Below are 22,381 nucleotides of genomic sequence, written 5' to 3'. Positions count from 1 at the left end.
CATGAACCGACTTCGTCCACCCACACGCAATATTTCGTGATGAAGCGTTAAGCTTCGGTTTCAGAGGTTGGGCGGCATCCGGCAGTTGGGACCAATCGTCCCTCTATAGCGGCTCCATGTCTGGGTCTCCCCGAATACAGGAACCAGAATATACCCCCGCAGCTTGAGGATATCAGGCTGGGGTGACCAGATCTGGGCATGGTAGAGATTCCCCGCATCAGGATCGAGAATCTTGCCTCCCCAGCGTCCGGGATCATCCTCAAGGGGGCGAAACCCGGTCAGCATAACGAGATTGCATTCCGACCGCCCATCCTTCGCCGTCGGCATGGGTTCGCCGGGACCATAAGACAGCCCGATAAGCGTGCCGCACACGGCATTGCCGCAGGGGGCGATACGAAAAATGCCATCATGTTTTTCGCTCAGCCACATCCCATAAACCGGCGCACTTGCCGGAATATCAGCGGACGGAGTGTCTTCTGCCTGAGCGCGGGGGATACCGGAGAGAGCCGACAGCAGAACCAGTGGAAGTGTTAAAAGCTTCAGCGCTTCCCTGACGCGCAGATGGCGTGCCGGTCGGGGACCCATTGCTGAAACTGAGTTGGTGGTCACGTACCTCGTCCTTCCGGCTCTTCCGGCCTGTGCGGCCGGTCCTGTCGCTGAGCGCTCACCCTTCGGCGCGTGGCACCCACGGAAGCCGTTGCACAGAAACCCCTTCTTCCTCAAGGCGTTCGTGCTCGTCATCTGTCATGCTGCCGTAAATACCACGCTCTTCCGCGTCACCCCGGTGAATGCGCAAGGCCTCGTCAGCGAACTGCTCGCCGACATTTTCACAGTGGCTTTCCACCTCCTGCCGCGCCTTCTGCAACACAGCCAGAAGCGCATCGGGCATGCCCGCCAGAGGGAGTGCGGGCGGCGTGGATTCGGCCGAAGGCTCCGGTTCCTTTTTTTCGGAACGGCTTGCCATCCGCAAAGCGGGCGCCATCAGCGCCCGGTCAACCTGCGTGGTTCCGCAATAAGGACAGGACAGAAGCCCCCGTGCCGCCTGATCCTCGAATGCAGCGGAGTTCCCGAACCATCCTTCGAATTCGTGGTCGGCTGTACACCGGAGTTGGTAGAGGATCATGGCGTCGTTCAGCCAGCTTTCAGGAGCGGGTCCAGTTTGCCACTCCGCTCAAGGGAAAAGAGATCGTCACATCCGCCGATGCCCTTTCCGTCGATGAAAATCTGCGGAACCGTGGTTTTTCCACCCGAACGTTCCCTGGATTCCGTACGCTCAGCCGTTCCATGGGGCGCATTGATCTCCCTGAACGGAACGCCCTTCTTTTCAAGCAGGGCAACGGCGCGAATGCAGAAGGGACAGCCACGCTGGGTATAGATCTCGATATTCGGCATTATGTTTCGTTACTTTTCCGGCAAGCTGTTGTGCAACAGGTATCAGGGTCTCTGCACCATACCGCGTCCTTCTGTCCTGTCACACGGATGATATGGGTGCCCGGGACATTCACTTCATCCCGAAACTAATATTTCGCTCCTGAAGAACCCTTCAGTCTTCCTCTGTGTCCGGGCGGCTGATGTCGTCGTTCGCATCGGGGGCCGTCCGCGCGGCGGCCAGCAGCGACACGGACGCCGCGCCTGCTGCCAGCAGCATTTTTGTGCAAGCTGTCGCGGTCGCGCCCGTGGTGAGGATATCGTCCACCAGAACCACATTCCTGCCCCTCAGGAGGGCTGCCCGGGCTGCCCGCACACGAATGGCGTCTTCCATTTCACGGGCACGCTCGACGGCGGAAAAACCGGCCAGACGTGAAGTGGCATGCGGTCTCTGGAGCGCATCCACGAGGACCGGCACACCGGCCAGCTTTCCAACGGCCCGCGCCAGAAGTGCTGCCTGATTGTATTTCCGCTCCATCAGGCGACGCCAGTGAACCGGCACCGGAATCAGCCAGTCCGCCGTTTCAAGAATATCGCTTCCGGCCCGGGCCATCTGACGGGCAAGCACGGCGGCGTTCTGGGTTCGATCGGCATATTTGAGGGCAAGAATCAGGTCGCGCGAGCCTGTGTCGTAAACATAGGCAGCACGGCCCTTCGACCAGGCGGGATGGTGCAGTTCACAGGATACGCATCGTGCATCGCGCCCGAGATGAGCGGCGGAAGGTAATGGCACGCCACACTGGTCACAGCGTGGGTCTCCGATCGGATGCATCCGCATGAAGCAGGCAGGACAGAGGGAGCGCGGCTGATCGACTTCCGTGCCGCAGACCGCGCATGTCGGCGGCAAGATCATGTCAAAAGCAAAGCGTCCGGCCGTGCGGAAAAACCGGCCTATCCGCCCGTAATCCAAAGCCGGCTGATCTTCATTCACCTGCACGGCCTGCTCCGGGGACGCCACCAATCGTTACCTGCCTTTACTCTTGGCACAACGACCGGACTGGCGCACATGATTCCCTGATGGAACACCACCATGCCATTTTTGATCGCCGTGCCGTCAGGCTGCATCGGGACCGCGCCACCCGCACGCTGGATCTTGTTTCCAGCCTGCTGGAGGAAGCGGCTGACCGGCTTCTGGACAGACTCGACGACCTGACCCGTAGCTTCCCTCTGGCGCTTGATATCGGCAGCCGTGGCGCGACACTGGCGGGCCTGAAGGCACGGGGGATCGAAGCCGTCAGCTGCGATCTTTCTCCCGGGATGGCACAACAGGTCAGGGACACAGGGCACGGTCTCGTCGTCTGTGCTGATGAAGAAGCCCTGCCTTTTGCCGAGGGCAGTTTCGATCTGGTGATCGCCAGTCTTTCCCTACACTGGGTCAACGATCTGCCGGGCACGCTGCTCCAGATCCGTCGCATCCTGAAGCCGGACGGTCTCCTGCTCGCCAGTATTCCCGTCCTCCCAACTCTGGCCCCCCTGCGTGCCGCGTTCGAGGAGGCGGAGCTCGCCCTCACAGGGGGCGTCTCCCCTCATGTGTCGCCTTTCCCCACTCTGCGCGATTGCGCTTCCCTCCTTCAACGCGCCGGGTTCGCCCTGCCTGTGGTGGATGCGGAGACAATCGATATCGGCTATCGGTCCGGTCTTGCGCTGCTGCGGGATCTTCGGGCCGCAGGCGAAACCAACGCAGTGGCCCTGCGTGACAGGCGTATCCCTTCACAGGCGCTTTTTCCGGCGGCGCTGGAGGGGCTGAGCGAACGCAGCGCCAATACGGAAGGTATTCTTTCCGTTCCGCTGCACCTTGCGGTGATGAGTGCCTGGGCCCCCGCCCCCACGCAACCCCAGCCTCTGGCTCCCGGTCAGTTCACCACGTCATTTCATGAAGTGCTGGGAGAGGATGACAGGGCATGAGAGGCGCTCATCCGGGCCGTGAAACGCTCCACGTCAGGCCAGCCGTGAGAGGCCGGACGCGAAAAAACCAATGCCGCGCCCGGACATGCATGGACTGATGTGCGCCGCTTAAAGCAGCCCTTCTTCCGTCATCGCGGCGATCACGGCTGGTCGTGCTCCCACACGCTTTTGCAGCGCGGCCACTTTGGCATAGCGTGAAATGTCGATTTTCAGTGGCTTCGTCCATGACAGGATCACGAACACATAGGCGTCAGCCTGCGTAAAACCGTCAGCCAGCCAGTAATCGCCGCTGTCGGGCAACATGGCTTCCAGCTGTGACAGCCGTCGTTCCGTGCCCGCCACGGCCTTTTCACGCTGTTCCCCGGTAAGGCCGGACGCGAACAGCGCGCCGATTGCCGAATGCAGATCCCCGCAGAAGCCGAGTGCTTCCTGAAGACGGGCCCGCTCAAGGGAACCATAGGGTGGCTTGAATGCCGGTATGGTGGAATGATCGCCTATATACTGGAGGATGGCAGGGTTTTGCGTGATGTAGACGCCCGGTGAAATTTCCAGCGCGGGGACTGCACCACGGCCGTTGACCTTCAGATAATCTTCGCCTGTTTCGGTTTTCTTTGTCCCAAGATCGACCTTTTCCAGCGAATAAGGGAGGTCAGCCTCCCTGAGGACAATATGCGCCGCGAGAGAGCAGGCGCCGGGAGAATAATAGAGCTTCATAAGTGGTCTCCAAAAGTATCCGGTCGACTTTAATCGTTCTAGCACATGCCTGATCAAAGGCACGCCATAAATTCAACTGTAAATTATAGTGAAAATAAATTGCGGTTTTCCCTCACTGTGGGTCTGACATGCCTTGATATCGCCCGCTTCATCTACTACATGCTCACGAGAAACCACGTCTTCTTGTCGTATAACAAGCAGGTATGCCCGGCATGAGTGTCACAAAACAGCAGGTCGATGCCCTCACGGCAGTCGGAACGGACGCCACAGCCATCATCCGGGCAGCGCTCGACGTGCTGCCGGGGCAGGTAGCCGTGCTGTCGTCGTTTGGTGCTGAATCGGCAGTTCTGCTCGCTCTTGCAGCTGAAATCGATCCCGCCATTCCGGTCCTGTTCCTCGATACCGGGATGCATTTCCCCGAGACCATCGAATATCGCCACGAACTGGCCCGAACGCTTGGTCTCATGGATGTGATCGATGTCAGGCCCCCACGGCAAGTCACTCAGGACCGTGATCCCGAGGGGCAACTCTGGGCATTCGATCCTGATGCCTGTTGCAAGATGCGCAAGGTGGAACCGCTTGATGCGGCTTCCCTGCCCTATCCGGCGTTAATCACGGGACGCAAACGGTCGCAGGCGGCCACCCGCAACCGGATGGAAATCGTCGAACCGGATGGCGAAGGGCGGATCAAGATCAACCCGCTGGCCGAGTGGACGAGGGAGGAAATCGATGCGGAAATGACCCGCCGCGGTCTGCCCCGGCATCCTCTCGCCTCGAAAGGTTATCCCTCCATCGGCTGTGCACCCTGCACGCGGCCGGTTGGGGAAAATGAAGATTCACGAGCCGGACGCTGGGCCGGTCTCGCCAAGGTTGAATGCGGCATTCATCGTCCGACCTGAAAGCAGAAAAAGGCTTCCACAATCATGGACCATCTCGATCAACTTGAGGCGCAGAGCGTCTTTATTCTCCGCGAGGCGTATCGGAAACTCAAGCCGCTGACCATGCTGTGGTCGCTCGGCAAGGATTCCAATGTCATGGTCTGGCTGGCGCGCAAGGCGTTCATGGGCCGCGTGCCGTTTCCGGTGATGCATGTCGATACGGGCAAGAAATTCCCCGAGATGTATGCGTTCCGTGACGAATACACCAAGAAGTGGAACCTCGACCTGCTGCTCGGCTACTGCCCGCCAGTCGAGGAAATGGACCCGACCCTGCCGCCTGCCGCCCGTTCGGCAGCCCGCAAGACGGTTGGTCTCGCCAACATGATTGAGGCCAACAAGCTTCAGGGTGTTATCGCAGGCATTCGCCGCGACGAGCAGGGCACGCGTGCGAAAGAGCGCGTGTTCAGCCCGCGCGGCGCCTCCCACAAATGGGATATCCGCAACCAGCCGCCCGAGTTCTGGGACCAGTACGCCACGCCGCACGAGGAAGGCATGCACATCCGCGTGCATCCCCTGCTGTCATGGCGTGAAATCGACATCTGGCGCTATGTCGAGCGTGAGAACATCCCGCTGGTGGATCTGTATTTCTCCAAAGAGGGCAAGCGTTACCGCTCGCTCGGCGATTCCGACATCACCTCCCCGGTCGAAAGCAACGCTTCCACCGTGGCTGAAGTCATCGCGGAACTTGAGACCACCAAAACGTCCGAGCGCGCCGGTCGCGCCATGGACCATGAATCCGAAGATGCATTCGAGCGGCTGCGCGTCGCCGGTTACCTCTGAGGCAGCGAGATAGAGACGATATCATGAGCGATACCCTTACCGCCGCGCGCCTCGACCCGGCCGACCGCGAAGCCCTTCTCGATATTGCCACGCCGATCGTCATTGTCGGCCATGTGGATCACGGCAAGTCCACCCTGATCGGCCGTCTTCTGTATGACACCGACAATCTGCAGGACGGCAAGGTCGCGCAGATTGTCGAATCCTCGAAGAAACGCGGTCTGGCGGTCGAATGGAGCTTCCTGCTCGACAGCCTCCAGATCGAGCGCGATCAGGGCGTGACGGTTGATTCCACCCGCATCCCGTTCCGTCTCGGCAACCGCCAGTTCGTGATCGTCGATGCGCCTGGCCACCGCCAGTTCCTGCGCAACATGATCACGGGTGCGGCTGATGCCGAAGCCGCCGTTCTGGTGGTGGACGCCAACGAAGGAGCACAGGAGCAGACACGTCGCCACGCGATGCTGCTGCGCCTGATCGGCATTCGTCACATCATCGTGCTGCTGAACAAGGCCGACCTGCTGGGCTTCGACGAGCAAAAGATCCGTGCCGTCGAAAAGTCCGTGACCGAACTGCTGGCTCAGCTTGAACTGACGCCTTCCCTGTTCGTTCCAGCCTCAGCCCGTGACGGCGACAACATTGCCAGCCGCTCCGAGCACTCCCCTTGGTACACAGGGCCGATCCTTACCGAGGCTCTGGCTGCCGTACCGAGCGGCAACACGCGTGCCGCCCTCCCGTTCCGCATGCCGGTGCAGGACGTCTATCGTTTTGACGATGTGCGTTATGTCGCCGGTCGCGTTGAGCGCGGCGTCATTCGTGAAGGCGATACGGTGGAGATCGGCACGCAGGGCAGTAAGGCCCGCGTTGCGAAGATTGCCCGCTGGCATGCCACGGACCGCAATGAAGCCGAGGCGGGAGAGTCCATCTCGCTCGTGCTTGAACCGGACGTGATCCCGGCGCGTGGCGACATGCTTTTCCTGCCGCATCAGGCACCGGAGAAAACCGCCCGTATCCGGGCGCATCTGTTCTGGCTGCGTCAGGAACCCCTGCGTGTTGGCGAGAGCTTCCGTCTGCGTCTCTCCACTGCCGAACATCAGGTCACGGTGGCCTCCATCGACTCTGTCTTGCGGCTGGATGACCTGACCGAACAGCAGGCCGAGGAAGTGGGGCCTGAAGGCTTCGCGCAGGTGACGCTGGTGGCAGGTGAAGCCATCCAGTTCGACACGTTCTCACCCGGCACGTCCGATGGTCGTGGTGTTCTGGTCGATCGTAATCAGCGGATCGTCGGCGGTGCGCCGCTGCTCGGACCGGCTGACCTGAAGAGCGGTCATGCGATCCATCCGTCCGGTGGCGAGGTCGGTGAAGCCGAGCGCGCCCGCACCAAAGGCCACAAGGCACGTGTTGTGTGGCTGACCGGTCTCTCCGGCGCGGGCAAAAGCACGATCGCTCGTCTGGCGGAGAAGAAGCTGTTCGCGCGAGGCATCGATGCTTTCGTGCTGGATGGCGACACGCTTCGCATGGGGCTGTGCAGCGACCTTGGCTTCACTGATGCTGATCGTCACGAAAACGTCCGTCGTGCCGCCGAGGTGGCGAAGATCCTGACGCAGGCTGGTCAGGTTGTGATCGTTGCTCTCATCTCACCGCTGGTGACCGACCGGGCGCAGGCACGGAAGATCATCGGTGGAGCATTTGACGAGGTGTTCGTGGATACGAGCCTCGCCACATGTGAGGAGCGTGATTCCAAGGGGCTCTACAAGGCCGCGCGTGATGGCAAGATCGAGAACTTCACGGGCATCAGTGCACCTTATGAAGCTCCGACGAAGCCGGATATGCACATCAAGGCCGATGGCGCGACGGCCGAGCAGAATGCGGACGCACTGGTCACGCACATTCTGTCCGTGATCTGACAGAAGGGAGAAAATAACCGGGTGTAATCGGCTTTTCAGCGTCAAAAACGATTACACCCGGTTACCTCTTTCGATTTGCCCTGATCCTGTCTGCATGGCACGACCGGTCGGAATGGCGGCTGGTTGTGCCGCGACATGACAGGCGTTCGATGTTGAAACTTACTTCATGCAAGGAAGGCTCCAGCTTCCTCATACCCGCCCTCCTGCTCTGTTTTGCCGTTCTGTGCCGGTTTCAGCTTTTTGGTGATCCGCTGGGTCACATAGACGAGCAGTTCTATCTCTTTGTCGGTGGACGCATGCTGCACGGCGATCTGCCGTTTGTGCAGCTCTGGGATCGCAAGCCGATCGGCCTGTTCCTTCTTTACGCCTTTTTCCACCTGTTCGGTCCTTATCGCATATGGGCCTACCAGATTTTCGGATTGCTGAGCGTCTGGGGCACGTCCCTGCTTCTTGTGAAGATGGCGCGCTTGTTTGCCCCGCTGGGCGGCGCTGTCATCGCCGGGATGATCTATATCGCGTGGCTCGATCTTTCCGGTGGAGAAGGCGGTCAGGCTCCCGTTTTCTATAATCTTCTTGTCGCCGCCGCGATGGCGCACTGTCTGTTTGGCACCATCATTCCCCAAGACGGCGGGAAGCGGATACGATCTGTCGGGCTGGGCTCCATGGCGCTGTTCGGCATAGCGTTGCAGATAAAATACACTGTCGTTTTCGAAGGTATTTTTCTGGGGCTTTTTCTGCTGTGGCATGACAGCAGAACGGGGCGTTCACTAAAAACCATCGTGACTGACGGCCTGCTGTGGGCGGGAACCGCGCTCGTCCCCACACTTCTGGTCGTTGGTTTCTATATGCTCAAAGGCTACGGCCATGAATGGTTTTTCGCCAATGTGCAGTCTATTTTTCTAAGGGCTCCGCATCCGGCATCAGAAACCCATCTGGCGATGATGGATCTACTCAAACGCCAGATCCCGCTGGTGTTCACCGGGCTCCTCGCTTTGCTCACTCTCTCTCCCGATGTCAGAAAGTCTGTCCAGACAAGGTTTCTGGTTCTATGGGCAGTCGTGGCGTGGTTCGGTGTTGCGATATTTGGCGACTGGTACAGCCATTATGCGCTGCCGACATTTGCTCCCCTCGCCATCGTCACCGCTCCTCTATGGAACCGGCGCGCCGGACAGATCTGGCTGGCCCTCCTGCTTCTCACCGGCACGATTATGGGCGAAAAAAAGGTCAATCAGCACATCAGAAAATGGGGGAATGCCCATGTCTTCAAAGCACTCAAAACAACCCTGACCAGTCCGCCCGGGTGTGTGTTTGTCTATAGAGGCCCCATTGCCATCTATGATGCGATATCGTGGTGCCCTCTGACCGATCACCCTTTCCCCGGTCATTTTCATGAAGCAGTGGAAGATCGTGCGACCGGCATTGATCCAGTGCATGAACTTAGTCAGATATTGGCTCGTGAACCGTTATATATCGTTTCGGATGCAAGCGCAGGGGACTTTGAAAACATGCGGGCGCGCACCTATCTGGATGACGCACTGAAACAGGATTATCACGAAGTCTATCGATATGTACCGCCAACTCACAAACGTCACGATCCCAAACTGGATTCGGAAATCATCATCGTTTTCAAACGAAACACTGCTCCCGGACAGGCGATCCTCTCTTCTCCAGAGACCATGAAGGCTCAATAGTCCCTTGATGCGGGGTGCATGGTATACTCCCGTCACGGCAACTGCATGAAAGCGCTGGTGGAATGAAAAGGATCGTCATTCTCACAGGAGCAGGAATCAGCCGGGAGTCAGGTCTGGATACGTTTCGGGATGCAGGCGGCATCTGGTCTCAGGTGAGTCTGGAAGATGTCTGCACTCCTGAGGGATTTGCCCGAAACCCTGAGATGGTTGACGAATTTTACAACCGCAGAAGGCAGGAACTGACGCAGGTGGTGTCCAATGATGCCCATCGCGCCCTCGTCGAACTGGAAAACGCCTATGCTTCCAATGACGATGATGCCTTCCTGCTTGTCACCCAGAATACAGACGATCTTCACGAACGGGCCGGGTCAAGGAATGTCCTCCACATGCATGGCGAACTTCTTCGCCTGCGCTGCATGAACTGTTCCGCCACGCCAGAGTGGAAAGCCGACTGTACCCGCGCGACTGCCTGCCCTGAATGCGGCCAGCGATCCTTGCGCCCGGATGTCGTCTGGTTTGGAGAAATGCCGCTCCATATGGACCGCATCCTGCTGGCGCTGGAACGCTGCGATATGTTCGTGGCAATCGGCACATCCGCGACAGTTTATCCTGCGGCGGGGTTCGTCGATCAGGTCTCCGGCCATGCCTGCACGGTGGAACTCAATCTGGTCCCGTCCGGCAATGCAGGCGATTTCGATGAAGGTGCGTATGGACCCGCCACAACGGTCGTCCCCCGCTTTGTAAGTCGGGAACTGGGCTCCCTTTTGTCATGAGCGATGCGTCTCTGGAGCGTCTCGTCACGCGCATAAAAGCCTGCAATGCCTGCGCGGCGGACCTCCCCCTTGGTCCGCGCCCTGTGCTGCATGTCTCCCCAAGGGCACGTCTGCTCATCGCCAGCCAGGCTCCCGGCACCAAAGTCCACGAGACCGGCATTTCCTTTAATGATGCTTCCGGCGACCGCTTGCGCAACTGGCTCGGCATGGATCGGGAGGCGTTTTACGATACACAGAAAGTCGCTCTCGTCCCGATGGGGTTCTGTTATCCGGGGCGATTGCCGAAAGGAGGCGACTGCCCTCCCCGCCCAGAATGCGCGCCGCTGTGGAGAGAGCAGGTTCTCGCCGAACTGCCCGATGTGCGCCTGACACTCCTTGTGGGTTCGTATGCCCAGAACCATGTCCTCGGTCCGGGTCGCGTTTCCGACCGCGTGGCCCATTTCAGGGACTATCTGCCCCGGTATTTCCCCCTGCCGCATCCCTCATGGCGGACCGGAGCATGGGAAAAACGCAATCCGTGGTTCACCGAAGAGGTGCTGCCCGCGCTCCGTGAGGAAGTTGCCCGCGCCTTTGCATGAATTTTTCCTGAGCCTTGCAGGCGGTTTCCAAAGCTCTCGTCTGGAGATTCGGAGAGCGCTTCCTATGTTTCTGTGCTCTCAGTCAGCATAGTTACTCGGCTCCAATTTCAATGCTCAAAAACACACATCGTGGCGATCATTCAAAGAGTTCTGGCTCCGTAGAGTGCTTTTGAAACAGCCTCTCACTTCGCTGCATGCGTTTCCTTGAGAGAATGCAGGAAATCCGTGGTGAAACCCATGATGCCAGCCGCCACGATCTGCACGCCAATGGCAAGGAGGATAAGGGCCGCCAGCCTGCTTAGGATGCGCGTGCCCGTTACGCCGAGCATGTTCGTCAGCCGGTCGGCATAAGCGTAGGCAAGCCATACGGTCAGGGCGACGGCCACGGCCGCAATGGAGAGACCGCCTTCATAAGCAAGGGAATGTTTTCCGTTGTCTCCCGCGCTGAGAGCGATCGCGACAGACATCGTTCCCGGCCCGACGGTGAATGGCATCGTCACTGGAAAGAATGCCACATCCCGCCAGTGCGGAGAGGAAACCGGCGTGCCGTCATCGGTCATGACCTGACTCTGACGTTTCTGCTCGGTGTCTTCCGGGCTTTGCAGCATGATCCAGCCACCTCGCGCCACGAAAAGGCCGCCTGCTATGCGCAGGGCATTGATGGTGATGCCGAAAAAACCAAGCAGAAGGCCCCCCACCCAGACGGAACCGATCAGCAGGACGAGGGTGTAGAACCCCACCAGCCGAGCAAGGTCGGCGCGCTCGGCCCGGGTGCGGTCTCCGGTGATCTGGAGAAAGATGATCGCCGCGCCAAGCGGATTGATGATCGAGAAAAGAGCAGGAAAACCGAGAAGGAAACTGTCACGGGCAACGGTGACGGCTGTAGGAAGATGCATGGCCGGATGGATTCCGAAAAAGCTAGATCATCCGGGTGCCGGGAACGGGGGATTCCGGGTCGGAATCTGATCATTACCTAATTATACCGGTTTTTCCATCCACCTCTTGCTGGGTAACTGGCCAATCCCCATGTCATATCCATGAATACATCGATCCCATTCGGTAACGCCCCTCCTTCATCCACGGCGGCCAATATGTTCCAGCGGATTGAGCGATTGCGGCGACTGGCGTGGCTGCTTGATGCGGCCATCCGTTTGCCGGGCACCAAAATTCGTCTGGGGGCCGACTCAGTGGTGGGGCTTCTGCCGGGCGGCGGCTCGCTGCTGATGGCTGCGGTGTCACTGTACTTTGTCTGGGAAGCATGGCGGTTGCGGGCACCGCGTAATGTTCTTGCGCAAATGGTATTCAATATTGTTGTGGAGGGGGTTCTGGATGTGGTCCCGGTACTGGGAGACATCGCGGATATCGCCTTCAAGGCCAATCTCCGCAACGTGCGCCTGCTGGAAGACCATTTTGGGATGCCTCACCGTCCCTGACGTCATGCCGTCAGGGTTCTGCGCTCCGGCGCAGGCCCGGTGCGGCTATGGCACTGAGAACTGAGGCCAGCACCAGAAAAAAGTAGCCACCTTCATTGCTGTAAGCGAAGGCACCCCCGATGCCTCCCATCATGAAGGCGATGACGATACCGCCATGGAGAAAGAGTTTTTCGCGGTTGACCCGTGCTTTCTCCTCGTCCTGACGGAAGAAAAGCCCTTCCAGCCAGTCAGCGAATTCGATGCCGACATCGGTCAGCATTCCGGTCATATGGGTTGTCCGGACGCGAGCGGCGGAAATGCGCGTGACAGTCGCATTCTGCAATCCCATGAGAAAACTGAGACCATAAGCCAGCACTGGTTCGGCCATTTCCATAGGGGCCGCCAGAGCAAAGCCTCCAAGAACCGCGAGCATGATCGCTTCTGACAGGATGCTCCACGCATAGACGGAGCGCTGGGCACGTCGCCGCCCCATGTTCACCAGCACCGTGGCAAGCATGGCTCCGCTGACGAAGGCCAGCACCAGACCGCCGCATGACAACGCGACAGCTATTTTACCGGCGTGCAGGGCCGTCGTAAGGGTGGAAACATTTCCTGTCATGTTGGCTGAGTAATAGCCAACCGCCAGAAAACCGGCGGCATTGATGCTGCCCGCGACGGCAGCCAGAGAAAATCCAAGCCCACAATCGTTGGCGAAATTTCGCTCCAGTCCCTCTCGCCTGAGCACTGGACGAAGTCAGCCCGCGTCGCCGGTCGCACCCATGACGGGGTAACCGGCAAGACCTGCATGAGCCAGCGCCTTCCCGACCGCGAACAGAACATTCTCCCGCCCCGGCGCGGCAATCAGTTGCAGGCCAAGCGGCATGCCCGCACCGGGACCGGTGGTGACAGGCGGCAGTGGCATCGAAAGGATCGGCATCCCGCCCAGACTGAGGGGCTGGGTGAACAGTCCCAGATTGGCGCGTGCCGAAACCTTTTTTCCACCGATCGTGATGGTTGACTGATCAATGCGGGGCGCTGCTCCGACCGTGGCGGGCGCGATCAGCACATCGACTTCACGGAACAGATCATGCAATCCGTTTCGGAACCAGCTTCGCAATCTGTGTGCCTGCACGAAAGCAGATGCAGGCAGGATCGCCCCGGCCATCAGCCGATCGCGAGTGGCCGGATCATAGTCCATCGGTCTGGCGCGCAGACGCGGAAGATGCAGGGCACCCCCTTCACTTGCGGAAATCACGAAAGCTGCCGCTCGCAGCCGTGATGCTTCCGCGAGTTCAACCTGCCGGGCCTTGCCGAAAAACGCCCTGATCCTGTCAATGCCGTCGAGGATTGAGGGTTCGACATCCTGCGCGAACCATCCTGCAAGCTGGGCGATCCTGAGCCCACGGACATCATCAACTTCATCGAGAGAATGACCCTGCATGGCCTCGAAGATGCGTTGCAGGTCGGTCACCGTTCCCGCCAGGGGGCCGACAGTATCCAGACTGGGCACGAACGGATACACACCCGTCAACGGCAGCAGGCCCTGTGTCGGGCGCAGCCCCCACACGCCGCAGAGCGATGCCGGAACGCGGATCGATCCATTCGTATCGGACCCAAGCGCGAATGGCAGCATACCGGCAGCGACTGCCGCCGCCGAACCACCGGATGACCCCCCGGCAAGGCAATCCGGATTTCTCGGATTTCGCGTTGTGCCGTAATGGGCATTTTCAGTGGAAAACCCGTAGGCGAACTCATCCATGTTCAGGGTGGCGACCGGAATGGCCCCTGCCGCGATCAGGCGCTGTACAACCACAGCATCATGCTTCGCGGGCGGGTTGTTTTTGAGCACCACCGACCCCGCTGTCGTGACTAGACCCTCGATATCGAAAAGATCTTTCACGCCGAACGGAACCCCGGCCAGTGCACCAACCGGCGTCCCGTCCGCAATGCGGGCATCCAGTGTTTCCGCCATCCTGAGAGCGCGATCAGCCAGCAGCTTTGTCACGCAATGGTATGTCTGATCGCGGGTCTGAAGGATGTTGAGGGTGTTTTCGACCACTTCCTTCGCCGACCGCAACCCGAACCTGACGGTGTTCGCAAGGGCGACAGCGGTTTGCGTCATGGGGTGTACTCATATGCAGGAGCGCAATCATCCGGCAGGTCGAAACCGAGAACGAGATCGACATAGCTGTTCAGGAGTTCAGTATTGGCGATCACACCCGGAAGGCAGGCGTCGGGAATGGGCAGACGCACCACGCGCGCCATGGCGGCGACTTCCTGGGCTGTTTCCGCGTTAGCCTGAATGTCACTTGCCATTGGTTGCCACAACTCCCTGTCGACCCTGTTTATCCTACACCCATGATCCGTTCAGCCGAACCGGCGAATGGTATCGGCGACCACCCGATTGAATGGCTCGGCTGCGGGAGGAATGCTTGCCGGGATCTGCAGCGCGCGCAGACGTGGAAGTTCTGTATCCATGAAAATCTGTGATCGCGAGGACGGTGGGACTTCCGCCGAAGCTGGTGTCTTTCCCTTGGCCTCAAGCATCTGATCGATCTCGGTTTTCAGGTCGTCATCGAGATCGGCGTAGAGTTCACGGATATTGTAGGGAAGAGGTCCTTTGCCATCCGCAATCCAGCGCGCCGCAAGCGTGGGCTGCAAAGCTGACAGAAACTCGCTGGTGGTCAGCGTGTCGCCAAAGGACCAGCTTCCCGTCGCCTTCGCCGCTTTTGTCAGTTGTGCCACCAGTTCTTCCGCTGGCCGCCATGCCCGACGCTGAAGTCCCACCAGACGGGCCAGAAGATCCTGATCCGCACGGTAGACCGATGCGCTTGTCAGCCAGCCGGTTTCCGGCAGAGGAGACTCCTGAATTGTCCGTACGAGGCGTCGAATATCCCAGCCTGTAAGGGAAAATGCGTCCGACGCCGGTAATTCGATCTGATCCGTGCCGGGCGTCAGGCCGAGATACCAGTCCAGACGGTGCACATAGACAAAACGGATCTGGTAGGGGCTGTCGACTGACGGCGCCCCCGCTCCGCGCGGCCCGGCATCCATCGCAAGAATGACGCGTGCATCCAGCGATGCCTCGATTTCTTCGAGCGCCCTTTCGACAATGTCCTGAATAACGGGACTGACCCGGTTGCTCACATTCATTTCCGGCCTCGGTTTCGTGCTACGCGGCATGAGGCACGGAATTCATTGAAAAATTACCAATTCCGTTCGCCTGCCGCATTTTCCCGCGCACTGTCCGCAGGTCACCGGACCACGTCAACCGGGGAAAGGAATTTTACCCGCCCGTGACGCTCATGAGGCGGCGTGGTCCCTGCACGGCCCCCCCATCGTCGGGAATGAGGAAATCGTGGCGGAAAGGTTTGTGCGCAAGCCCCTCCTCCACGGCAGCGAGAATATCGCTGTCGCTGCCACCACCACGCAGGACGGACCGGAGATCAACCGCACCACGGGAACTGAGGCAGGTATAGAGCTTGCCGTCACAGGACAGCCTGACGCGATTGCAGGAGTCGCAGAAATTATGGCTGAGCGGCGTGATGAACCCTATGCGCTGCCCTGTTTCCCTAATCCGGACATACCGTGCCGGACCGCCCACTCCATGAGTGGCATCACTTTCGAATGTCCAGTTTTCCGCGAGCCGCTGCCTGACTTCATGCAGTGACAGGTACTGCGCCCTTCGGTCTTCGCCGGTTTCTCCCATCGGCATGGTCTCGATCAGGCAGAGATCCGCCCCGATTTCCCCACACCAGCGCACCAGGTCGTCGATCTCGTCATCATTCACGCCCTTCATGACGACGGTATTGATCCGCACGCCCAGTCCAGCCTTTCTGGCGGCCAGAATCCCGGACAGCACGCGCTCGAAATGGCCGCGGCGTGTAATGGTGAGGAAGCGTTCAGGTTTGAGTGAATCCAGACTGACATTGATTCGTCGGATACCGGCGTTCACCAGCATGGTGACATGACGGTCAAGCTGGCTGCCGTTGGTCGTGAGCGTCAGTTCGTCAAGCGCCGGACCGTCCGAGCCGGGGTCCACTCGCCGACCGAGCGCGGTAATAAACTGATCGACATCCCGACGGACAAGCGGTTCACCGCCTGTTAGCCGGATGCGTCTGACACCGCGTTTGATGAAGATGGAACACAGATGTTCCAGTTCCTCGAAATCCAGCACATCCGGACGCGGCAGGAACTCCATGTCCTCGGCCATGCAGTAGACACAGCGCATGTCGCATCGATCGGTCACGGAGACACGAAGATAGGAAATATGCCTGCCTTTGGAGTCGATTAAACTGGACTGCATCGGTCCTGTATAAAGAAGAGGCAACAGGCTGGAAAGACAAACATCATTCCATCTGATTCCGCGGTGCTATGGACGTCTCAGCCTGAGACAACCGTCAAAGTGACGATGCGCGCATCCAGCGCAACTTTTCCCATATGCTCGAAATTCACTGTCACGCGGTGGGCAACGGCTGACTGAACTTGCCCGATCCCCCATTCCGGAAGATCGGGATGCCGGACCCACTGGCCCGGCTCAAGAAAGGAGCGAAACGTGTCATCAGGCACAGCTCCGCTCCTTCCTTTCGGTCAGTCAGTGACCGGCATTGTCACCCGAGAAATCGGGCTTCTCAAGGCCGGACATCTCAAGCTGACGCGTCAGCGCCGCCTTGAGGTTGTCGAGACCAGCATCGCTCTTGCCTTCGCAACGCGCGACCAGAACGGCCTGCGTGTTGGAAGCGCGAAGCAGCCACCAGCCATCCGGCGTGTTCACGCGCACACCGTCGATCTCGGATACATCCGCGCCGTCCTTGCGGAGACGCTCAGCCACTTCCTCGATCACCTTGAACTTGCGCAGATCATCGCAGTCAAAGCGGATTTCCGGGGTGGAGATCGTCTGCGGCAGAGCCTCGCGGAATGCGGACAGCGGCTCATTCATGCGAGCGACAATGCCCATGACACGGATGGCAGCGTAGATCGCATCATCAAAGCCATACCACTTGTCGGCGAAGAAGATGTGACCGGACATCTCGCCAGCCAGCGGAGACTTCGTCTCAGCCATCTTCGACTTGATGAGCGAATGGCCCGTGCGCCACATCAGAGGCTCACCACCAGCCTTCTTCACTTCGTCGAACAGGACCTGAGAGGCCTTCACGTCGGCGATGATCGTGCCGCCGGGATGGTTCTTCAGAACGTCGCGCGCCAGCAGAACAAGGATCTGGTCACCCCAGAGGATGCCGCCCTTGTTGTCCACGAGGCCGATACGGTCGGCGTCACCATCGAAGGCAATGCCCAGATCGGCCTTGTTCTCCAGAACGGAAGCAATGATCTGCTCGAGATTCTTGGCAACCGTCGGGTCCGGGTGATGGGCCGGGAACGTGCCGTCCACTTCGCCGTTCAGGACGATGTGCTCGCCGGGCAGCTTGTCAAGCAGAGCCGGGAGAATGTCGCCCGCAACGCTGTTGCCGTTGTCCCAGACAACTTTCAGCGTGCGCTCACCACCATCGTAATCCTTCAGGAGTCGTTCGATATACTCCTTCTTGATGTCGATAGTTTTGACGGTGCCCTTTGTCTCGGGGACGACATCGCCGATGTGGGACAGGTGGCCGAGATGCTTGATCTGCTCACCGAAGAACGGCTTGCTGGCCAGCATCATCTTGAAGCCGTTGTAGTTGGCCGGGTTATGGCTGCCCGTCACCATGATCGCGCCGTCCGCCTTCAGCGTGACGGATGCGAAATACAGCATCGGGGTCGGGCCACGGCCTACGCGGATCACGTCCGCGCCGGACGCCACGGCGCCGTTGACCAGAGCCTCTTCGAGAGACGGAGACGACACGCGGCCGTCAAATCCGATCACGACGGTCTTGCCACCGTTCTTCAGAACGATGCTGGCGAAGGTGCGCCCGATGGCGAACGCATCTTCGACATGCAGCGACTTGCCGACAATACCGCGGATGTCATATTCGCGCAGGCTTGTCTGTTCGAAAGTGTGCTTGAAGCTCATCTCAGAGGGCCCCTGTGTATTTCTTCAGGAACGTTTTCACATCCGAGGCGAGATCGGGGCGCTCAAGCGCAAAGGCGATCTGTGCTTCGAGGAAACCGATCTTGTTGCCGCAGTCGAAACGCTTGCCTTCATAACGCAGACCATGGAACGGCGCCTTGCCGATCGTCTTGGCCATTGCGTCCGTCAGCTGAACTTCCCCGCCCGCGCCTTTTTCAAGCAGAGCAAGGAACGGCATGATTTCCGGGGTCAGGATGTAACGACCGACGATCGACAGGTTGGACGGTGCGTCTTCCGGCTTAGGCTTCTCGACCAGACCGGTGATCTCCACCATCTTGCCGTCGTCCTTGCCCGGCTTCAGGATGCCGTAACGGTTGGTGTGCTCGCGCGGCACTTCTTCCACCGCAACCACACTGCCACCCGTTGCGTAGTAAGCATCGGCAAGCTGCTTCAGGCAGGCGACATTGCCCTGCATGACATCATCCGGAAGCAGAATGGCGAACGGATCGTCACCGATGAAGCTGCGGGCGCACCAGATGGCGTGTCCAAGCCCGAGAGGCTCCTGCTGACGCACGGCGATCAGCGAGCCGGCTTCGATGCTGGTGGGTTCCAGCGCTTTCAGCGCATCGACCTTGTTGCGCTCGCGGAGGGTATGTTCGAGCTCAAATGCGACATCGAAATAATCGATTAACGAATCTTTGCCACGACCGGTGATCAGGCAAATTTCTTCAATGCCTGCGGCCCGGGCCTCATCGATTGCATATTGAATGAGCGGCCTGTCGACGACAGGCAGCATTTCTTTCGGCATGGCCTTTGTGGCCGGCAGAAATCTCGTTCCCAGTCCGGCAACCGGAAGGACTGCTTTACGTAAAGGCTTGATCACGAACGGGCACCTTTATCCATGCTTACTGAATGAGGACGAAAGGCCAGGCCAACCGTCCGGTTACAGGACTGTAAATCGGTCCGGCCTGTTCGTTCTAGTGCCCATGCCTGTTAAAAACACGGCAAAATCGTACTTTAAGCAAATATTAAAGAAGATCACCTTTGCGTCAGTTGCAACGCAAAGGTGATCTAAATCAATTATTTAATTTTATACGTAAATTCACCCACTTAAGGGTAACTTTGGTGCGGCCGAGAAGACTCGAACTTCCACAGGGTTTCCCCCACAAGCACCTCAAGCTTGCGCGTCTACCATTCCGCCACGGCCGCCCGTGACAACCAGTTTCATTTGAGTGATACCGGTTGAAGTTGGAGGGGCGTATAACTGATGCCTGAGCATGCTGCAATGTCTGAATGTGAGATTCGTGACGATCATCCTGAAATAATCGCTGAGACCACGGTTTTCGGCGGGGATAGACCTGTTCTCTGGGAGAAATCTCCCAGTCTGGTGCCCTACCCCGCCGCTGTGGCGCAGATGGAAACTGCCGTCAGGCAGATTCGTGAAACCGGAGACGGAGAGCGAATCTGGTTGCTTGAACATCCTTCCGTCTTCACAGCGGGAACATCGGCGAAGGATTCGGATCTCTTCAATCCGCGTGGATACCCCACCTACCCTGCCGGACGTGGCGGTCAGTGGACCTATCATGGGCCGGGCCAGCGGATCGCCTATCTCATGCTCGATTTGTCCCGCCCGCATGGACCTGTTCCGGCCCGCGATCTGCGGGCCTATGTCTCGTTTCTAGAAAGCTTGATCATCGCAACGCTCGCACGCTTCGGCGTCACCGGAGAACGGCGCGACGGACGTGTCGGGGTGTGGGTTGTCGATCCCGCAACGGGGGAAGAGGCCAAGATTGCCGCGCTGGGTGTGCGTGTGACCCGCTGGGTCTGCTGGCACGGCATTTCCATCAATGTGGATCCTGATCTTTCCGCCTTCGATGGGATCGTGCCCTGCGGGATAAAGGAATTCGGTGTCACGAGCCTGCGCAAACTGGGGATCGCCGCGACGATGGAAGATGTGGATGGCGTTCTGAAAGAGGAATGGGAGCGCTTGCTGGTGATCTGACAGAACCCCCGGCAAGTTCCGCCGTAATTCACCATTCCTGTCGGCGCGTTTCCTTCATCAGAAACGCGACCAGCAGGAGGCAGACGACTCCCGACGACGACAGCAGGAGAAAAGCCTCCCGCAAGGAACTGTCGGCCACCATGCCGGCGAGTGTGGTGCTGAAGCTCGCCCCCAGTCCCATCGCAAGACCCAGAAGCCCCATGCAGAGATTGAAGTGGCCCGTCCTGCGCGTGAGATCGGCGGCGATCAAGGGAAGCATGATGCCGAAGGATGCGGAACTGATCCCGTCCAGCATCTGGATCGGCATGACAAGCCACGGGTTGACGGTGAAGCTCAGCAGAATACCGCGCAGGGGTAATGCCACGAAGGTCGCCAGCATGATCGGACGTCGGCCGATGGTTTCGGCCCAGCGACCCAGCCAGGGTGACAGGGCGGCACCAAGAAGTTGTGGCCCGAGGATACACACCGCGATGACGATTTCCGCTGAACGCCCTGCTTCCTTCGTGATCTGTCCGGCCGCGAGGGGCAGCATGGCGGCATTGGCCAGATGAAAAAACACCACGCACAGCCCGAAGACTGACAGTCCGGGCTCTTTGAGCAGAATTAGAATGGAGCGAATTTTTGCTTCTTTCGGGTTTTCGCCCTCGGCAAGACCCGATGCGCTCTCGTCAGAGGGCGTTCCAGACGGGGCGATCATACGCAACGCGATCAGCCCCGGAGCCGCCATCAGCGCCCCCAGCAAGAACGTCGCGCGCGCGGAAACCAGATAGCCCACAGCGCCCATCAAACCGGCCGACAGGGCATTTCCAATCGCCGCAAAACTCGCATTCCGTCCAAACCGCGTGCCCAGAGCGCCTTTGGCCTGAGCTGGATTGCGGGCGATCTGGACGGCAACCACTCCGAGCGTCAGAGCACTGATGGCCGGATTGAGCGTGCAACTGGCGAGCCCGTGCAACACTTCCGCAATGGCAACCGGTAACTGGTGCGGCATGCTCGCCATGATCAGGCAGGAGGCGATGATGGCCCCAATCGACAGTTCCGCTACGAACCGCTTATTCGGGAGGGCGTCGACAAGGGCTCCGGTCGGCACCTGACTGGCCATTGCCGTGATGGAACCGATTGTCAGCGCAACGCCGATTTCTCCCTGCGTCCAGTGTTCCTCGGTCAGATAAACAGCGACAAACGGGCCAAAAGCCGCCTGAAGGTTGGCCACAAAGAAACTGACGCCATCAAGTCCCCATGCGCTGTTGGTCGGCAGTTTTCTTACCATGACAGCCCGTCCGCCATCCTCTTCCGCTCTATCGCTCTCTCCCGGTTTGATCGTGCCTGAGAGACAAGCACGTCTTCACTGTCCCGGGCTGGGAGCAGGCGGTGGCGAGGCCGCACCATGATCGCTGGCAGGCACAGGATGCTCTGGCGCGACGGGCGTAAACGGACCGGTCAGGACGGAAACATCGGAGTTTTCCGGATTATAGGCAGGCGCGGATCGCACCGCGTTTGCCGGAACAAGGGCGATCACCGGTGACTGAGGAGCCGCAAGATTGACCCGCAGAAGAGAAGAGGCGACGGCCACCCGACGATTCCCGACGCCAAGAAATCCTCCGATATCGATAACGACGGCCCGTATCTCACCATTGGCGCCGATCAGCACATCCACGATATGCCCCAGATTGCCGCCTGCCACCGCTGACACATCGCGATCGATAAGGCTGCTGAGGCGCGCTTGCGTGAAGGTGGCGGCCTGCGCTCCATCGGCCGTTCTGCGCGTGGCGTCATCCGTCGGTTGGGTGGGTATCTTCATTTCGGGATTATCTCCCGTCGGCATGTCCGCGCTCGGAGAACCTGTGAGCGTAGACGGCTGATCCGGCGCGAGTGGAACCGCTGTGGAAGGCGCCGGAGAAAGCGGGGAGACCGCCTTCCGCACACTCTCAGCATTACCTGCGGACGACGCATCCGGCAGTAGATCGGCGGGTGGGGAGGCTTTCTGGGCGAAAGCCATGAACGGCAGGAGCATCCCGATGCACAGGACGAGGATACAGGTGCCTGCACAGGGACTGACTGGTTGGTGACCTGAATATCGGGCGTGCCTCACCGTCATTCACGCTCCTGCTGATGCTGCCGTTCACCGGATCAGTCCCGCCAGCGCACCCCATGATCGGGGTCACGAATGTAACGGTCAATTCACGTCTATGTCTTCGCCGTATCCCGAAGTGCAACGGAATGAAACACCGTCTGCACAGCGCCCTCAGCTTGTTTTA

At 59.3% G+C, this 22,381-nt stretch carries 25 protein-coding genes and 1 tRNA gene; 9 read left to right on the top strand and 17 right to left on the bottom strand.

From position 1 onward, the window contains the following. Window positions 1-60 precede the first annotated feature (60 nt). The 4 genes from GOB81_RS02450 to GOB81_RS02435 all read right to left on the bottom strand — a co-directional run bounded on the left by GOB81_RS02450 (window position 61) and on the right by GOB81_RS02435 (window position 2,281). The gene (locus GOB81_RS02450) at window positions 61-609 is read right to left on the bottom strand and encodes a DUF2147 domain-containing protein (protein WP_338421295.1); all 549 of its coding nucleotides are present in this window, start codon (window positions 607-609) and stop codon (window positions 61-63) included. 55 nt (window positions 610-664) lie between these two features. Further along, complete coding sequence (locus GOB81_RS02445) at window positions 665-1,123, bottom strand: DUF1178 family protein (RefSeq protein WP_173568792.1); 459 nt, start codon at window positions 1,121-1,123, stop codon at window positions 665-667. A gap of 8 nt (window positions 1,124-1,131) precedes the next feature. Then, the gene (grxC, locus tag GOB81_RS02440) at window positions 1,132-1,392 is read right to left on the bottom strand and encodes a glutaredoxin 3 (protein WP_173568791.1); all 261 of its coding nucleotides are present in this window, start codon (window positions 1,390-1,392) and stop codon (window positions 1,132-1,134) included. Between the two features lie 151 nt (window positions 1,393-1,543). Next, window positions 1,544-2,281: a double zinc ribbon domain-containing protein gene (locus tag GOB81_RS02435; RefSeq protein ID WP_173568971.1), complete on the bottom strand. Its 738-nt coding sequence runs from the start codon at window positions 2,279-2,281 to the stop codon at window positions 1,544-1,546. Window positions 2,282-2,445: 164 nt separating this feature from the next. Between GOB81_RS02435 and GOB81_RS02430 the strand changes: the two genes are divergently transcribed. Beyond that, the gene (locus tag GOB81_RS02430; RefSeq protein WP_173568790.1) at window positions 2,446-3,333 is read left to right on the top strand and encodes a methyltransferase domain-containing protein; all 888 of its coding nucleotides are present in this window, start codon (window positions 2,446-2,448) and stop codon (window positions 3,331-3,333) included. Between the two features lie 108 nt (window positions 3,334-3,441). Here the strand turns inward: GOB81_RS02430 and GOB81_RS02425 are convergent, their stop codons facing one another. After that, window positions 3,442-4,047 carry a glutathione S-transferase C-terminal domain-containing protein gene (locus GOB81_RS02425; protein WP_173568789.1) on the bottom strand — a complete coding sequence of 202 codons (606 nt, stop codon included), beginning with the start codon at window positions 4,045-4,047 and terminating at the stop codon, window positions 3,442-3,444. A gap of 212 nt (window positions 4,048-4,259) precedes the next feature. Between GOB81_RS02425 and GOB81_RS02420 the strand changes: the two genes are divergently transcribed. The 6 genes from GOB81_RS02420 to GOB81_RS02395 all read left to right on the top strand — a co-directional run bounded on the left by GOB81_RS02420 (window position 4,260) and on the right by GOB81_RS02395 (window position 10,708). Further along, window positions 4,260-4,946, top strand: coding sequence for a phosphoadenylyl-sulfate reductase (locus tag GOB81_RS02420; protein ID WP_173568788.1), 687 nt, complete (start codon window positions 4,260-4,262; stop codon window positions 4,944-4,946). Window positions 4,947-4,970: 24 nt separating this feature from the next. Further along, the gene (gene cysD, locus GOB81_RS02415; RefSeq protein WP_173568787.1) at window positions 4,971-5,765 is read left to right on the top strand and encodes a sulfate adenylyltransferase subunit CysD; all 795 of its coding nucleotides are present in this window, start codon (window positions 4,971-4,973) and stop codon (window positions 5,763-5,765) included. Window positions 5,766-5,788: 23 nt separating this feature from the next. Next, the gene (gene cysC / locus GOB81_RS02410) at window positions 5,789-7,666 is read left to right on the top strand and encodes an adenylyl-sulfate kinase (protein ID WP_194299767.1); all 1,878 of its coding nucleotides are present in this window, start codon (window positions 5,789-5,791) and stop codon (window positions 7,664-7,666) included. A 149-nt stretch (window positions 7,667-7,815) separates the two neighbouring features. Continuing rightward, the gene (locus GOB81_RS02405; protein WP_173568786.1) at window positions 7,816-9,357 is read left to right on the top strand and encodes an ArnT family glycosyltransferase; all 1,542 of its coding nucleotides are present in this window, start codon (window positions 7,816-7,818) and stop codon (window positions 9,355-9,357) included. Window positions 9,358-9,419: 62 nt separating this feature from the next. Then, a complete protein-coding gene (locus GOB81_RS02400) occupies window positions 9,420-10,130 on the top strand; it encodes an NAD-dependent deacylase (RefSeq protein WP_173568785.1) in 711 nt (236 codons plus the stop codon). Continuing rightward, entirely contained in the window at window positions 10,127-10,708 is a 582-nt protein-coding gene (locus GOB81_RS02395; protein ID WP_173568784.1) for a uracil-DNA glycosylase family protein, read from the top strand. The genes GOB81_RS02400 and GOB81_RS02395 overlap by 4 nt, the downstream gene beginning before the upstream one ends. A gap of 182 nt (window positions 10,709-10,890) precedes the next feature. On the opposite strand, the gene GOB81_RS02390 is transcribed toward GOB81_RS02395, so the two are convergent. Further along, window positions 10,891-11,604 (bottom strand): MarC family protein, encoded by a 714-nt coding sequence (locus tag GOB81_RS02390; RefSeq protein ID WP_173568783.1) that lies wholly within the window; start codon window positions 11,602-11,604, stop codon window positions 10,891-10,893. A 141-nt stretch (window positions 11,605-11,745) separates the two neighbouring features. On the opposite strand from GOB81_RS02390, the gene GOB81_RS02385 reads away from it, so the two are divergent. Beyond that, entirely contained in the window at window positions 11,746-12,141 is a 396-nt protein-coding gene (locus GOB81_RS02385; RefSeq protein ID WP_242010004.1) for a DUF4112 domain-containing protein, read from the top strand. A 10-nt stretch (window positions 12,142-12,151) separates the two neighbouring features. Here the strand turns inward: GOB81_RS02385 and GOB81_RS02380 are convergent, their stop codons facing one another. The 9 genes from GOB81_RS02380 to GOB81_RS02340 all read right to left on the bottom strand — a co-directional run bounded on the left by GOB81_RS02380 (window position 12,152) and on the right by GOB81_RS02340 (window position 19,330). Beyond that, the gene (locus GOB81_RS02380; RefSeq protein ID WP_173568782.1) at window positions 12,152-12,865 is read right to left on the bottom strand and encodes a DUF1275 family protein; all 714 of its coding nucleotides are present in this window, start codon (window positions 12,863-12,865) and stop codon (window positions 12,152-12,154) included. 9 nt (window positions 12,866-12,874) lie between these two features. Beyond that, entirely contained in the window at window positions 12,875-14,242 is a 1,368-nt protein-coding gene (locus GOB81_RS02375) for an AtzE family amidohydrolase (protein WP_173568781.1), read from the bottom strand. Next, window positions 14,239-14,436 carry a DUF4089 domain-containing protein gene (locus tag GOB81_RS02370; RefSeq protein ID WP_173568780.1) on the bottom strand — a complete coding sequence of 66 codons (198 nt, stop codon included), beginning with the start codon at window positions 14,434-14,436 and terminating at the stop codon, window positions 14,239-14,241. The genes GOB81_RS02375 and GOB81_RS02370 overlap by 4 nt, the downstream gene beginning before the upstream one ends. Before the next feature lie 51 nt (window positions 14,437-14,487). After that, window positions 14,488-15,273, bottom strand: a complete 786-nt coding sequence (locus GOB81_RS02365) for a DNA polymerase beta superfamily protein (RefSeq protein WP_173568779.1) — start codon at window positions 15,271-15,273, stop codon at window positions 14,488-14,490. A 133-nt stretch (window positions 15,274-15,406) separates the two neighbouring features. After that, entirely contained in the window at window positions 15,407-16,426 is a 1,020-nt protein-coding gene (moaA, locus tag GOB81_RS02360) for a GTP 3',8-cyclase MoaA (RefSeq protein WP_173568778.1), read from the bottom strand. A gap of 77 nt (window positions 16,427-16,503) precedes the next feature. Beyond that, window positions 16,504-16,689, bottom strand: coding sequence for a DUF3553 domain-containing protein (locus GOB81_RS02355; protein ID WP_173568777.1), 186 nt, complete (start codon window positions 16,687-16,689; stop codon window positions 16,504-16,506). Between the two features lie 25 nt (window positions 16,690-16,714). Next, on the bottom strand, window positions 16,715-18,124 hold the full coding sequence (pgmG, locus tag GOB81_RS02350; protein ID WP_173568776.1) for a phosphoglucomutase/phosphomannomutase PgmG: 1,410 nt from the start codon (window positions 18,122-18,124) through the stop codon (window positions 16,715-16,717). Window position 18,125: 1 nt separating this feature from the next. After that, a complete protein-coding gene (gene galU / locus GOB81_RS02345) occupies window positions 18,126-19,004 on the bottom strand; it encodes a UTP--glucose-1-phosphate uridylyltransferase GalU (protein WP_173568775.1) in 879 nt (292 codons plus the stop codon). 240 nt (window positions 19,005-19,244) lie between these two features. Then, window positions 19,245-19,330, bottom strand: a tRNA-Leu gene (locus GOB81_RS02340). A 76-nt stretch (window positions 19,331-19,406) separates the two neighbouring features. Here GOB81_RS02340 and lipB point away from each other — a divergent pair. Further along, entirely contained in the window at window positions 19,407-20,123 is a 717-nt protein-coding gene (gene lipB / locus GOB81_RS02335; protein WP_173568774.1) for a lipoyl(octanoyl) transferase LipB, read from the top strand. A gap of 28 nt (window positions 20,124-20,151) precedes the next feature. Here the strand turns inward: lipB and GOB81_RS02330 are convergent, their stop codons facing one another. Together GOB81_RS02330 and GOB81_RS02325 are read right to left on the bottom strand one after the other, a co-directional pair. Next, a complete protein-coding gene (locus GOB81_RS02330; protein ID WP_173568773.1) occupies window positions 20,152-21,393 on the bottom strand; it encodes an MFS transporter in 1,242 nt (413 codons plus the stop codon). A gap of 75 nt (window positions 21,394-21,468) precedes the next feature. Beyond that, complete coding sequence (locus GOB81_RS02325; protein WP_242010003.1) at window positions 21,469-22,221, bottom strand: PRC-barrel domain-containing protein; 753 nt, start codon at window positions 22,219-22,221, stop codon at window positions 21,469-21,471. Window positions 22,222-22,381 lie beyond the last annotated feature (160 nt).

It is taken from the genome of Acetobacter conturbans, assembly GCF_011516755.1.
GTDB lineage: Bacteria > Pseudomonadota > Alphaproteobacteria > Acetobacterales > Acetobacteraceae > Acetobacter > Acetobacter conturbans.
This window is presented reverse-complemented; position numbering and strand designations above follow the sequence as displayed.